The 15,209-nt window shown below is 37.4% G+C and carries 9 protein-coding genes; 5 read left to right on the top strand and 4 right to left on the bottom strand.

Annotated features, from left to right (window positions below; all coding sequences use genetic code 11):
• Window positions 1-348 precede the first annotated feature (348 nt).
• The 4 genes from pnp to EDC17_RS07375 form a co-directional block, all read right to left on the bottom strand.
• On the bottom strand, window positions 349-2,535 hold the full coding sequence (gene pnp / locus EDC17_RS07390) for a polyribonucleotide nucleotidyltransferase (RefSeq protein WP_132777455.1): 2,187 nt from the start codon (window positions 2,533-2,535) through the stop codon (window positions 349-351).
• A 167-nt stretch (window positions 2,536-2,702) separates the two neighbouring features.
• The gene (rpsO, locus tag EDC17_RS07385) at window positions 2,703-2,981 is read right to left on the bottom strand and encodes a 30S ribosomal protein S15 (RefSeq protein WP_132777454.1); all 279 of its coding nucleotides are present in this window, start codon (window positions 2,979-2,981) and stop codon (window positions 2,703-2,705) included.
• A 97-nt stretch (window positions 2,982-3,078) separates the two neighbouring features.
• Window positions 3,079-3,408 carry a hypothetical protein gene (locus tag EDC17_RS07380; RefSeq protein WP_132777453.1) on the bottom strand — a complete coding sequence of 110 codons (330 nt, stop codon included), beginning with the start codon at window positions 3,406-3,408 and terminating at the stop codon, window positions 3,079-3,081.
• A gap of 101 nt (window positions 3,409-3,509) precedes the next feature.
• Window positions 3,510-4,721, bottom strand: coding sequence for an acyltransferase family protein (locus EDC17_RS07375; protein WP_132777452.1), 1,212 nt, complete (start codon window positions 4,719-4,721; stop codon window positions 3,510-3,512).
• 162 nt (window positions 4,722-4,883) lie between these two features.
• Between EDC17_RS07375 and EDC17_RS07370 the strand changes: the two genes are divergently transcribed.
• The 5 genes from EDC17_RS07370 (at window position 4,884) to EDC17_RS07350 (ending at window position 15,194) form a co-directional block, all read left to right on the top strand.
• On the top strand, window positions 4,884-6,059 hold the full coding sequence (locus tag EDC17_RS07370) for an ROK family transcriptional regulator (protein WP_132777451.1): 1,176 nt from the start codon (window positions 4,884-4,886) through the stop codon (window positions 6,057-6,059).
• 25 nt (window positions 6,060-6,084) lie between these two features.
• Complete coding sequence (locus EDC17_RS07365) at window positions 6,085-9,396, top strand: SusC/RagA family TonB-linked outer membrane protein (RefSeq protein WP_207895717.1); 3,312 nt, start codon at window positions 6,085-6,087, stop codon at window positions 9,394-9,396.
• A gap of 10 nt (window positions 9,397-9,406) precedes the next feature.
• A complete protein-coding gene (locus tag EDC17_RS07360; RefSeq protein ID WP_132777450.1) occupies window positions 9,407-10,990 on the top strand; it encodes a SusD/RagB family nutrient-binding outer membrane lipoprotein in 1,584 nt (527 codons plus the stop codon).
• Window positions 10,991-11,075: 85 nt separating this feature from the next.
• Window positions 11,076-12,515, top strand: coding sequence for an alpha-L-fucosidase (locus tag EDC17_RS07355; protein ID WP_132777449.1), 1,440 nt, complete (start codon window positions 11,076-11,078; stop codon window positions 12,513-12,515).
• 18 nt (window positions 12,516-12,533) lie between these two features.
• Complete coding sequence (locus tag EDC17_RS07350; protein ID WP_132777448.1) at window positions 12,534-15,194, top strand: glycoside hydrolase family 3 N-terminal domain-containing protein; 2,661 nt, start codon at window positions 12,534-12,536, stop codon at window positions 15,192-15,194.
• The last annotated feature ends 15 nt before the right edge of the window (window positions 15,195-15,209 follow it).

Raw genomic sequence — 15,209 nt, 5'->3', positions numbered from 1 at the left:
CATCATTACACTATAAATCATCGATCCATTATCACCCTTGACCCCTTGTATACCTTGTGGTCCAGCAGGTCCTTGCGGACCTGTATCTCCTTTTTTACACCCCTGCACAAGTACAAGAATCAGTAAAAAAAATTAATAATAATTTCTTATTCATAATAGATAAGTTTTAATATGATTACTACCTCACAAAGTACAACCCTTACAATATCCAATATTGCAAAATGAGTGAAAGAGAAGTTTCACTGAGCAGACTTAAAGAATGAATCAGTAAACTTATACTATTTGTTACAAGAACAAAAAAAGCCCAACTTTTTAAAGTTGGGCTTTACTATAATTTCCTAAAAAGAATTAAGCTTGAGGAGCGTCAGTAGCAGGAGCTGCTGGTTTGTCTTCACGCTTGGGTTTATCTTCTCTTGGAGGACGAGGCAATAAAGCTTTACGAGAAAGTTTCATTTTACCTTGTTTGTCAATATCTAATAATTTTACGGTAACTACATCACCTTCTTTGTAGATGCCATCCATAGTTTCGATACGTTTCCAATCAATCTCAGAAATGTGCAACAAACCATCTTTACCTGGCATAATCTCCACGAAAGCACCGAAAGCCATGATAGATTTCACTTTACCTTCGTATGTAGCACCGATTTCTGGTTTAGCTACGATATTTTTGATACGTGTAGTCGCTGCATCGATAGCATCTTTATTGTCTGCAAAGATCTGAACGATACCTTGGTTGTTAACTTCTTCAATTGAAATCGTCGCACCAGTCTCACGTTGCATCTCTTGAATGATTTTACCACCTGGCCCGATAACAGCACCAATAAATTCTTTATCGATTGTCAATTGGATAATACGTGGAGCATGTGGTTTGTAATCCTCACGAGGTTCAGAAATCGTTTTCTTCATCTCACCTAAGATGTGTAAACGTGCTTCTTTCGCTTGATCCAATGCTTGTGTCAACACTTCCCACTTAAGACCATTGATCTTTAAGTCCATTTGACAAGCTACGATACCATTTTCAGTACCTGTAACCTTGAAGTCCATATCACCTAAGTGATCTTCATCACCTAAGATATCTGAAAGGATAGCGTATTTACCTGTTTTCTCATCTGTGATTAATCCCATTGCAATACCTGATACTGGAGCTTTCAATTTCACCCCTGCATCCAATAAAGCTAAAGTACCTGCACAAACTGTTGCCATAGATGAAGAACCATTCGATTCTAAAATATCAGAAACAACACGGATAGTGTATGGATTTTCAGCGTCAGCTGGTAATACTTTTTTCAAAGAGCGCATCGCTAAGTTACCGTGACCAATCTCACGACGACCAGCACCTCTATTTGGTCTTACTTCACCTGTTGAGAAACCTGGGAAGTTGTAGTGTAAAATGAATTTGTTGTATCCATTGATGAAAGCACCATCAATCATTTGCTCATCATCTTTAGCTCCTAAAGTAACTGAAGTCAATGACTGAGTCTCACCACGCGTAAATACTGCCGATCCGTGTGCTGCAGGTAAATAATCTACCTCAGACCAGATAGGACGTACTGTACGTGCATTACGTCCATCCAAACGGATACCTTCGTCCAATATTAGGTTACGAACCGCATCGTATTGTACGTCGTGGAAATATTTTTTAGCTAAGAATTTAGTTTCATCATCGATGTCTTCACCTAATGAAGCTAATACTTCTTCGCTGATAGCAGCAAATTTATCCGAACGTTCGTGCTTAGCAGAACCTGACTTCGCAATTTCATAAACTCTATCGTATGTAGCACTGAAAATTTGCGCTCTCAATTCTTCGTTAGAAGGCTCATGGTTAAACTCACGTTTTGTTTCCGAACCTACTAATCTCGATAATTCTAATTGAGCTGCAACTTGTTTTTTGATAGCTTCGTGTGCAAAAGCGATAGCCTCTACCATTTCCGCTTCAGAAATTTCGTTTGCTTCACCTTCTACCATCACGATATCTTGAGCAGAACCCGCTACAATAAATTCTAAAGTAGCTCTTTCTAATTCTGACAAGCGTGGGTTGATAACTAATTGTCCATCGACTTTAGCTACACGTACTTCGGAGATAGGACCATTGAAAGGAATATCCGAAACAGCAATTGCAGCAGAAGCTGCAAGACCTGCCAACGCATCTGGCATAATATCTTTGTCCGCAGAGATCAAAGAAATCATCACTTGTGTATCTGCGTGATACGTCTCTGGGAATAGTGGGCGCAAAGCTCTATCGACCAAACGAGAGATTAAAACCTCATAGTCTGATAATCTTGCCTCACGACGAAGAAAACCTCCGGGGATACGACCTGTAGCCGCATATTTTTCTTGATAATCAACAGAAAGTGGTAAAAAATCCACACCTGCTTTTGCTTCTTTTGAGGATACTACCGTTGCTAATAGCATGGTATTCCCTTGTTTCAACACTACAGAACCATCAGCTTGTTTAGCCAATTTGCCTGTAGACAATTCGATAGGCGCAAGACCGCCACCTAAATCGATTGTTACTTTTTGTTCGTTATAACTCATTGTTTTGTAATACGGATGCATTTTCCTCTTTATTCTACTGATGCATCGATTTTTATGACCTTTAAAAATTCAAAACAAAGGTACTTATTTTTTATTCTACGCAAGCATAATACATAAAAAAAGCCATCCAAAAATGGATGGCTTTTTAAGCTTTACACTATATAAGCTTACTTGATGATATCACGTAAACCTAAACCTTTGATGATCGCACGGTAACGGTTGATATCTTTTTTGTACAAATAAGCTAATAACGAACGACGTTTACCTACTAATTTTTGTAGAGAACGTTGTGTATTAAAATCTTTTCTGTTTTTTTTCAAGTGCTCAGTTAAGTGAGCAATTCTTTTAGTGAATAAAGCAACTTGTCCTTCTGCAGAACCAGTGTTGTCAGCTGCACCAGCAAATTCTGCGAAGATACCAGCTTTGTACTCTTTACTTAAATACATTTCGTGAATAATATTAAAGCGTTAAAAATTTAATTAATTGCCTGCAAAGGTAAGGATTAAAAACTATAAAACCAACACAGCGTTTTCAATCTATACTTTAATCATCTATTAGCTCCTCTTTTAGAACCACAACAGATGGAAATGGTGTAAAAGCAGGACAGACTTTATCTCCAGTAATGTTATATTTTGCTACAGAAACTTTAATCTTATCATCTTTTTTATAATCCCCTTTTAAATCAACCAAACCAACAACATTACCTGAATATTTGTCGTCAAGGTCTAAAATTAGGTTCAAGCGATCAAGATCTTTAATTTCAATAAAAGATTTAAATCCAGTACAATGGAACAAAGCACCATCATATGTTACAACAAAAGAATTGTCGCTAGAATCGTTCTCATCTTTTTTACAAGACGTAAATGCAAACATAATTATTAATGTCCCTAAAAAATATCGCACCATAATAGTTATCTCTTGTACTAAAACATAAGAACGTGTTTCCTATTAAAGACGCTACATCCTTCTATTAGTTAAACCTTTACATATATGCCCTTTTTGTCCAAGACATAGCCTACCGACCACATCAGCAACATATAGGTAATAGCATAGAACAATGATCCCAATTCTGGAGGTCCAGGTAAAGCTGAACAAACATTATTATAATACCATGAGAACGCCGTAGTATATTGTTGAATACCGTCAGCATTTACGCCATTAGGAATTCTAAATAAACCTACAAAACGTATTAAGACAGCACTCAGCACATAAATAAATAATGGATTCTTACCGAATACATCAAAGAATTTAGTCACCCAATTACGTACGCCTTGTACTTCGATATACCAAATCATAGTGCCTATAGTCAAAATCCCTAAACCTACAGTATATAAGACATATGAACTTGTCCAGATCTTTTTGTTAATAGGAAAACCTAAGGACCAAGTCCATCCCAATATTAACAGGATAAATCCCGTCACGAAAAGACCAGCAAGCAATTTAAAATGCGGCTCTTTTGCTTGCGGAACCTTCGACCATAACCAATCCACCTGGCCTTGATTACGAATAAATAAACCAGTCAAATATCCGAAAACAACTTGTACAATAGCAGGTAGAGTACTAGCCAAACCTTCTGGTTCAAATGGCACTCCCTCACCTTTATACATATGCGCTACGCCAATAATTTGTTTATCGATAGCATTACCAAACCATCCTTCTAAACTATATGGATCACCTGTCCCCAAGAAGTAGCACAGTCCCCAATAAGCAAATAGAATTCCAGCCGAAACCCAAATAATATTTTTTGGCTTTAAGAAATAGGCCATTATAGATGCAAAAAAGTAGGCTAAAGCAATACGTTGCAATACGCCCAGTATACGTATCCCCTTTTCTGGATCATTAGGATCTACCCAATGACGAAAGACGAGTTCGTTAGCTTCCCATTTCACAAATGGCCACCACATAATAAACAGACCTATCAAAAAGATAAGTACAGTACGTTTAATAACCTTTTTCCAAAATACAGCATCTCCAGCCTCTTGCAATTTTGGCATTACAAAAGCCATAGCATTACCCACGGCAAACAAGAAAAATGGAAACACTAAATCCGTAGGTGTACATCCATGCCATGCTGCATGACCTAGTGGAGCAAAAATTGAATTCCACGATCCAGGATTATTAACCATAATCATAAAAGCAACTGTAGCTCCTCTAAATACATCGAGGGAATAATAGCGTTGTTTCATATTAATAGATAAACAGTTTATATGCAGCCGAAGATACAAAACCTTGCTAAGTATTTTATTCATTAAAAATGAAACTCCAAATACTTTTTATTTTATTTAAAAAGTATTTGGAGTTTATAGTTTTGTTTTATTAACTTTACCTAAGTAATATAACTATTAGTTATGTCTAGCCAATTTCAAACTCAAATTCTAAAATCCATTTACTTTTCGGGCACACAATCCATTGCCGAAATAAGTGCATTTTTGGGTAAAAGCATTCCGGTCACTACGAAGGCAGTTCAGCAGCTCATCGAAAACAATTATATCGTTTCGGGCGGATTACGCGCCTCCACAGGAGGACGAAGAGCAGCCGTCTACAATCTTAATACAAAAGCAATAGGTAATATATTATCGATAAGCATCAATAGGTACTCTATTGTATATGCTATATATAATATATCCAACGAGCTGATTAGCGATATCCTGACTACCAATATCGATCACTTCAACGATGAGGAGATCTATCAGTCTATATTGACCAATAGCAAAAAACTTATTGACGAATACCAGCATGCTAGAATATTTGCTATCGGTGTGACAACCCCCGGATTTGTAGATTCACAACTGGGTGTGAACAATTCGTATCCTAAAAAATCGCCTTTGCATGATCTCGCTAAACGCTTAAAGGATAACTTACACATCGACACGTACATCGAAAACGATTCTTCCGCTATCGCCATCGCTGAGAAACATTTCGGCAAAGCGAAGACAACCAATCACGCACTTGTCATTAATCTGACATGGGGTGTGGGTTTAGGAATCATTGTGGATCAGCAGCTTTTTCGTGGGAATAATGGATTTGCAGGTGAGTTTAGCCATATTCCTCTAGCAGATGAAAGCAAATTATGTTCATGTGGCAAAAAAGGATGTCTAGAAGTAGAAGCTTCGTTGGAATCTTCTATTGATTATATCAAAGAAAAACTCAAAGAAGGGGAAGTATCCCAGCTGTCAAAACATATAGACAATGGTGACAAGTCAGAACTGCTGGAAGCATTAATACAATCTTATAAACAAGGGGATCAACTCAGCATATATGCCATCAAAAAAATAGGCTATATGCTTGGCAAAGGTATCGCTACGTTAATACACATTCTCAATCCCGCTTCTGTCATCATCAGTGGAATAGGATCGGTATTCGGCAATATTCTTTTGAACGAAATTCAATCTTCTATACATATATACTGCATACCGCGACTGGCGCAACGCACGAGCATCGAGATTTCGGATATCGCGCATATCCAACCCATCGCGTCGGCCTGTGTGGCAGTAACTCAATCTGAATCATTAACAACATCATGAAACAAACAAACTATATCTTACTATTATGAGCAATTATTACAAACACTGGAGCATTTCACTGTTGATGCTAATTTGTAGCATTTCAACAGTATTTGCACAGCAAACTGTTACAGGGAGAGTAACAGCTGCTAATGAGAGCTTACCTGGCGTTACTATCACGGTAGTAGGGACCAACAGAGCAACTCAATCTAACACAAATGGTAGTTATACCATTCAAGCTAACAATGGCGAAAAGTTAAGATTCTCCATAATCGGCTATTTTTCTAAAGAAGTTACCGTATCAGGGCCTTCCCTGAATGTATCTCTTGATGAAGATGCAAGCGGCATCGACGAAGTCGTGGTAACAGCGATGGGTATTAAAAGAGCACCTAAGGAATTAGGTTATGCGATGAGTACGGTGGGTGCAGAAGAATTAACGAAAACAGGATCCCCAAACTTTGCTGGGGCACTTTACGGTAAAGCCCCAGGCGTTCGTATTTCAGCGGCACCAGGTGGAGCCACGTCGGGTATCAACATCAACATCCGCGGTACAAACTCTATTACCGGCAACTCTCAACCGTTGGTGATTATTGATGGTGTGCCAATGCGTCAAACATCTTTTAATAATTCTGACTATTGGGGTGATCAACGTGCTCGTGGTAATGGATTAGAAGATCTAAACCCTGAGGATATTGAATCGATATCGGTACTGAAGGGCGCATCTGCAGCAGCACTATATGGATCCGAGGCGATGAACGGTGTTGTTTTGGTAACTACTAAATCTGGTAAAGGAGGAGAAGGTTTTTCAATCAACTTCAATGCTACATACACAAATGACCAAATCGCATATTTACCTAGATTTCAAGATGTAAGAGGCCCCGGATATTCCATTGAATATTCAAATGGTGGACAAGCTGAAGACAAATTCTTTTATTATGACCAATCTAGAGCTATTAATGGAGTAACAAGAGGAGTTTTACCAGCTTCCATCAACTTTGGTCCCAAATTCGATGGCCAACCAACTATTGCATGGGATGGAACTGTAAAACCATATGTAGCTCAAAACTCGTACAATAAGTTCTTTAACAATCCAAATAATACAACCTTTAACTTGGCTTTGGGTCACACAGGAGCTAACTCTAATACACGTTTTTCTTTGACTCGCCAAGACAATCAAATGACGTCTTTAGATTCATACAATAAGAAAAACATTGCTAATTTAAATTCAACATTTAATCTTTGGAAGGATTTCAAAACTGATATCGTTGTAAACTACATAAATCAGCATACGCATAACCGTCCATTCCTTACAGATCGTCTGATTAATAATTTTACAGGGATGATTTCTACTTGGGATAATCCTGAGTGGTATTTGGATAGATATCAGACTAGTCTAGGGTACAAATATGTAACAGGATCCAACCCAAGTTTAACACCAGAAGAGAACCTTACTTACAACGGCTATAAAACAGATGTATTAGATTATATATGGAATGTTAAAGCCCGCAATTATGATGAGTACTCTAATAGATTAATAAGCTCATTTACGAACACATGGCAAATCACTGAGGATTTTTCACTACGCGGACGATTCTCTGCAGACATGACTAATAGTAAGATTGATGATAAACAACCTAATGAAAGGCCTTTATCATTAGAAAACACAGGTTATTATGGTCTGCATAATCAAACAGCCAACATTTACTACACGGATTTATTAGCTTCCTATTCTAGACAAGTAAATCAAGACATCAAGCTTGGTGCTATGGTAGGCTATACGGCGACAAAGTCTCAAAGCACGAATATGAATAGTTATACAGATGGCGGCTTAAGTGTAAGAAACTGGTATGACATCAACGCTTCAGTCAATCAAGCTAGAACAAGCACTTCTAGACTTAACTCATTAAGAGATGCGGTTTTTGGAACTTTGAATTTTAATCTAAAAGACTATTGGTTTGTAGAAGGTACATTAAGAAGAGAGCGCATTTCTCAAATGCATCCTGACAATAATGTCCTTTTCTATCCTTCAGTTAACTCTTCGTTTATATTATCGGATGCATTTGATTTATCTTCAGTATTTGATTATGCAAAACTAAGAGGATCATGGGGTATTGTAGGTAACTATCCAGGTATCTACCAAAGTGCACTTAGTTATACGCAAAACACACTAGGAAATCAAGGAGCGGGAACCGCTGTACTATACACTAACATTCCTGTTTCAAGTTTTGGTAATGAAAAAATAAAACCAGAGACTAAGCACGAAATCGAGTTTGGATTAGAAACCCGTATGTTGAATGGAAGACTAGGTTTCGATATTACTTATTACAATGGAAAAATCGTAGACCAAATCTTAAACTATTCATTGCCAATATCAATGGGTTCTTCTTCGATCATTGCTAACGTCGGAACTTTGCGTAATAAAGGATGGGAATTTGCTATCAATGGCGCCCCTATTCAGAATGAAAACTTTAAGTGGAACACTACATTAAACTTTTCGATGAATAGAAACGTGGTGGAAGCCTTACCAGGTGGAGCTACTGAACTTTTGCACAGAGACTATGATGGTGCAGCTGCCCAATTAGTTTCTAAAGTAGGTGAATCAATGGGTGATATCATGGTACATCCGATAGCAACTGATGCCAATGGCAACAAAATCGTACAAGCGAATGGTTTGTATAAATTAGACGAAGACGCATGGGTAAAAGCGGGCAACGCTATGCCTAAAGCAGTGGGCGGTTTCATTAACACTTTTAACTACAAAAATTTCACATTAGATGCATTGATTGATTTCAGATGGGGAGGCCAAGTAATGCCAACAGGTATTAATTGGATGATCAGCCGGGGACTTCTTGAAGAATCCTTAAATGCGATGGATACCGAACACGGAGGCTTAAGCTATTACTTATCTGGTGGGAAAGGTGTTCCACACAATGGTGCAAGTGGTCCAAATGGTGAAAAAGTATTTACAGATGGTATGTTAATGGAAGGGGTCTTAGCAGACGGTACTCCAAATACAAACATTATTTCGCAAGCCTACTACTATGCGCAAACTTATAATTGGGGTGGTCCACAATATTCGAACTCTAATTACGGTTTATATGTACAAGACAATAATTATATAAAAATGAGAGAATTGTCATTGGGATATAAACTGCCTGGTACAATTGCAAATAAGCTTAGAGCAAAAAATCTACAAATATCTGCTTTTGGAAGAAACCTATTCTTCTTATACAGATCGATTAAAGATTTAGATCCAGAGCAGATGACCGGTGGATCAAATTGGGTCAATAATGTTTCCAATGCTGGTACATCACCTGCTACTAGAACTTATGGTTTAATGTTAAGAGCAAGTTTTTAAAACGATGAAAATGAACAAATTACTTGTGATAGCAGGACTATGTACTGCTTCACTTACAGCTATAACATCCTGTAAAAAAGAATCTTTTGATGAAGTTTATAGAGACCCATCAAAGGTCACTAGCTCTTCAGTAGAAAGACAATTCTCAGGTTTGCAATATACATTTAGAGAACTGGTGGTGCCTACGTACAGAAATTATTTTGTGACATTAGCGCCTACTATACACAGATATATCCAAGTAATTGGATGGGCTAATAGTGAGAATCAATTAAATCCTGGGGCTGCGGCAATCACGGATCGTTGGGAAAGATATTACCAAGGATTAGCGCAATTCCGTGAGCTTGAAAAAATCTATGCTACACTCCCTGAGACTGAAAAAAATGATAAGAAGATATTTATGATTGCCGCAAAAATATTTTTCTTTGATCAAACCCAACAGCATGTGGACATCCATGGCAGCGTGCCTTGGTCTGAGGCAGGTAAGTTAAGTTCTAATGGTGGTGATTATTCCATATCTTATCCAAAATACGATAAGGCCGAAGATATCTATTCCACTATGCTCGATGAATTAAAGGCTATCAGTACAGAATTAAATTCCATTACAATACCGACAGCTTCTGCGACATCTTTTAAAAATCAGGATTTAATAAATAGTGGATCTGTGGATCTATGGAAGAAATACTGTAATTCACTAAGGCTGAGAATGCTTACACGTGTTAGCGAAGCACCTTCATTCACTGCTAGAGCTACCCAAGAAATCAATGAGATTATCAGCAATTCTACAACGTATCCTATTATTTTGACAAATAATGACAATATACAAGTAGATATATTTAATAATGCTTCAGATATCCATTCGCGCGACTTTTTGGATGCTTTAGAAAGTTGGAACAACAATATTGCTGGCAAGAAGATAATTGACCATATGGTTACCAATGCTGACCCAAGATTGCCTTTCATGTTTGAACCCGGCGCTGGGGCGGCTGGCGTATTCACAGGATTAGATCAAAGTCTAAATTCTGCAGAACAAAGCGCAGCCATTTCTGGTACACAAGCCAATCCAAGCAAAATAGCTATTTATAATAGATCTACTTATTCCAGAAATCAAAACTTCCCAGGTGTCTTAGTTACAGCTTCTGAAGTGCAATATTTATTGGCTGAAAAAAAATCAAAATCAGGAGATAATGCAGGCGCGAAGACGCACTTTGAAAATGGAATCAAAGAATCTATTGACTTTCTACAGCGATTAAGAGCCGTAAGTAACAATTCTCTTGTTGCTGCTCCAGCTGCTCCTACCACAGCGGAAGTGAACAACTATATCACTAAAATTGGATGGGGAGGAAACATTCTTGAGAAGATTGCTTACCAAAAATGGCTACACTTCAATATTATTCAGCCTACTCAAAACTGGGCTGAGGTAAGACGTCTAGATTTCCCTACATTTACATTTAGAGTTGAATCTTCAGACATCCAAAAAACAGCTCCATTGAAATGGTATCTACCACAATCTGAACAAGCGTACAATTTGGATAATTACAACACTATTAAGGATCAAGATAACATTAATACAAAGTTATTTTGGGATATTAAGTAATACAACAGAATTTATAAAATAAAAGCCGCCAATGGCGGCTTTTATTTTATAACATAATACTAAAACGCTATACACCAATAATGCTATGAACTTAAAAAACTTATTCTTTTCCATTTTATTTAGCACGAGTGCAATTACTGTTAATGCGCAAGCTCATAATGTATCAGCGGGCTATGAAAAACCCACAGATCCCCAAGTTTTAAAAAATCTAGAGGAATGGCAAGACATGAAATTTGGATTGTTTATGCATTGGGGGACTTATAGTCAGTGGGGAATTGTAGAAAGTTGGAGCCTGTGCCCAGAGGATGAAGACTGGACACAAAGAAAACCCGAACATGGCGCCACCTATTATGAATATGTACAAAATTACAAAAACCTTCAAAAAACCTTTAATCCGACTCAGTTTGATCCATCCAAGTGGGCAAAAGCAGCAAAAGCAGCAGGCATGAAATATGTTGTGTTTACAACAAAACATCATGATGGTTTTGCCATGTTTGACACAAAAGAATCGGATTACAAAATTACCTCACCCAACACCCCATTTTCAATACATCCTAAGGCAAATATAACAAAGGAAATTTTCAATGCATTTCGCAGCGATAATTTCAAAATAGGCGCATATTTCTCCAAACCAGACTGGAATACAGAATACTATTGGTGGTCATATTTTCCACCTAAAGATCGAAATGTAAACTATGATCCTACCAAATATCCGGACCGTTGGCAAAAATATAAAGATTATACATTCAATCAGATAAACGAATTGACCTCTGAATATGGCAAGGTAGACATTCTGTGGTTAGATGGTGGATGGGTACGTCCCTTCAGCACCATAGATCCAAGCGTAGAATGGCAACGTACGATTAAAGTAGAACAAGATATTGACATGGATCGCATCGGTACAATGGCACGCAGTAATCAACCTGGAATCATTGTTGTAGACCGCACTGTTCCTGGTAAATGGGAGAATTACGTAACTCCCGAACAATCCGTACCCGATCATACATTGGACATTCCTTGGGAAAGTTGTATTACTATGGGAAATTCTTTTAGCTATGTACCCAACGACAATTACAAATCATCAAAAAAAATAATAGAAACATTAATCAAAATTATATCAAGAGGTGGCAATTATCTTTTAAACATTGCGCCTGGGCCTAATGGGGATTTTGACCAAGTAGCTTACGATAGGCTTAAAGATATATCTTCTTGGATGGATAAAAATGAATCAGCTGTGTTTGCTAGTAGAGCAATAGCACCTTATCACGAAGAAGATTATTACTATACCAAATCAAAAGATAGTAAACTTATACATGTTTTTCATACGACCGAATCCAAAAATTCATACCTAAAGCCAAAATCTGGATATAACTTTTCTATACCCGACGGCATCTCAATCAAAACGATTAAATTATTAGGAAGTAATGAAAAAATAAAATGGACCCAGAAAGACGGTAAAATATTTATAAAAGACTTAAATGCTTCACCTGATTATGCTGCTGTTTTCCAATTAACTGTAAAATAATTATTCCTATCCTGATCCATGAGAAAAACATTTTTAATAGCAAGTACACTGTTTATATTTAATTGTTCATTTGCCCAAAAGCCTAAATATAAAGACCCATCGCAACCCGTTGAAGTGCGGGTTAAAGATTTACTGTCAAGAATGACACCTGAGGAAAAATTCTGGCAATGTTTTATGATCCCTGGAGATCTGGACAATATTCAAGAAGGTCAATATAAGCATGGAATATTTGGATTACAAGTAAGCGCGGGGACTAAAGGGGGTGGTGCAGCTGGTCAATTATTGCAATATAATGCTAACGAAGATGCTGAAAAATTAACACGAAAAATTAATAGTATTCAAAAGTTCTTTATTGAAGAAACGAGATTAGGAATACCTATAATCCCTTTTGACGAAGCTTTACACGGGTTAATGCGCGAAGGAGCTACTTCTTTCCCTCAAGCTATTGCTTTAGCCTCAACATTTAATCTACAAACAATGCATGAAGTAGCTAACGCAATTGCCACGGAGACAAAATTAAGGGGGATTCGCCATATTCTTACGCCAGTCATCAATGTTGCTAATGATGTCCGTTGGGGACGTACAGAAGAAACGTATGGTGAAGACACATATCTGACATCACAAATGGGCATAGCCTTTATGTCGGAATTTGAGAAACAAAATATCGTAACTACACCTAAGCATTTTTTGGCGAATGTAGGTGAAGGAGGTAGAGACTCCTACCCTATTCATTGGAGCAAAAGATATTTGGAAGAAACTCATCTTTATCCCTTCAAAAAAGCTTTCTCAGTTGCCAAAAGTAGATCCGTAATGACAGCCTATAATTTTTTAGATGGAAGACCGGCTACGGCAAATCATTGGCTACTTACAGAAAAGCTAAAAAATGAATGGAAATTCAATGGCTTTATTATCTCGGACGCGAGCGCTGTCGGTGGTCCCACCGTACTGCATCGTACTGCAAAAGATTATCCTGATGCAGCAGCACAAGCTATGAATGCCGGACTGGATGTGATATTCCAAACAGAATATGATCACTACAAATTATTCAGTCCTCCATTTTATGATGGCCGTATATCGCAGGAGCGAATTGATGATGCTGTGTCTCGCGTATTGAGGGCTAAATTTGAGCTTGGGCTTTTCGAAAAACCATACATCAATGAACAAGAAATAAAACAACTTGTAAACTTAAATCACAAACATCTTGCAGAAAAATCTGCTGCTGAATCATTCGTACTGTTACAGAACAAAAACAATACACTTCCAATAAATAGCAAGACTTACAAAAACATCGTAATAATCGGATCTGATGCCGAAGAAGAAAGATTGGGTGGCTATTCAGGTCCCGGCAACAAAAAAGTGAGTATTATAGATGGATTAAATAACTTGAAGAAACGTTATCCTGACGTCAATATTACTTATGTCAAGGGAGTCTCGTGGCATCACAAACATTTTGACATAATACCTTCTTCATATCTCAACAACAATTCAAATCAAGGATTGAAAGTAGAGTATTTTGACAATGTCAATTTGATTGGTCAACCCGTAGAAACCCAAGTTACACCACATATAAATAACAGTTGGACCTTAGGATCTCCTGATGATTCAAAGTTGCATTTTGACAATTATAGTATACGCTGGACTGGAGAAATAAAAGCTCCTAAAACGGGGACCATTGATATTGGCTTACAAGGTAACGATGGTTTTAGATTATTTATTAACAATGAACTCATCATTGACAAATGGGAAAAACTCAGCTACTCTACGATTACGAAACCTTATCAAATTGAAAAGGATAAATCTTATCAAATCAAAGTAGAATTTAGAGAAACTAGAGGAAACGCTCAAATTAAACTTATTTGGAATTATGGTATAACTGATTATGCAGTCGAATTTCAAAAAGCCATTACCGCAGCCAAAACCGCGGATTATATCGTCTTTGTAGGGGGGATTCATGAAGGAGAATTTCAAGATCGTGCACTCCTGGGATTAGGCACCGAACAAGAAAACATGATTAATGAACTATCATCACTAAATAAACCGCTATCCGTTATACTTGTCGGTGGTTCCGCCATCACAATGACAAATTGGAAAGATAAAGTAGATGGGATATTAAACGTATGGTACCCTGGAGAAGAAGGTGGAAATGCTATTGCAAAAACGCTCTTTGGTGAATATAATCCTTCCGGGAAATTGCCAATCACTTATCCTATTCACGAAGGACAATTGCCGCTGACTTATAACCATCATCCTACAGGTAGAGGAGATGATTACCACAATTTAAGTGGAGAACCACTCTATCCATTTGGCTATGGACTAAGTTATACCCAGTTTGAAATATCTGATTTACAGTTGAGCAAAAAGAATTTAAAGAGTACCGACACACTTAACGTCAAAGTAAAAGTCAAGAATATAGGCACAAGAGATGGTGGAGAAGTCGTACAACTCTATATTAAAGATATGTTATCCACTGTGGGAAGACCAATAATAGAACTTAAAGGATTTGAAAAAGTATACTTAAAGTCTGGTGAAGAAAAAGTCATCTCTCTCAATCTAAGCATGGAAGACTTGGCATTCCTAAATGAGGATATGAATTGGAATGTTGAAAAAGGAGAATACAGAATAATGATTGGTAATTCATCTAAAAATTTACCATTGAAGGAGAGTATTTATGTTCAATAATAAGCTATTATTACA

The sequence above is a fragment of the Sphingobacterium alimentarium genome (assembly GCF_004342685.1).
Classification (GTDB): Bacteria; Bacteroidota; Bacteroidia; order Sphingobacteriales; family Sphingobacteriaceae; genus Sphingobacterium; species Sphingobacterium alimentarium.
This window is presented reverse-complemented; position numbering and strand designations above follow the sequence as displayed.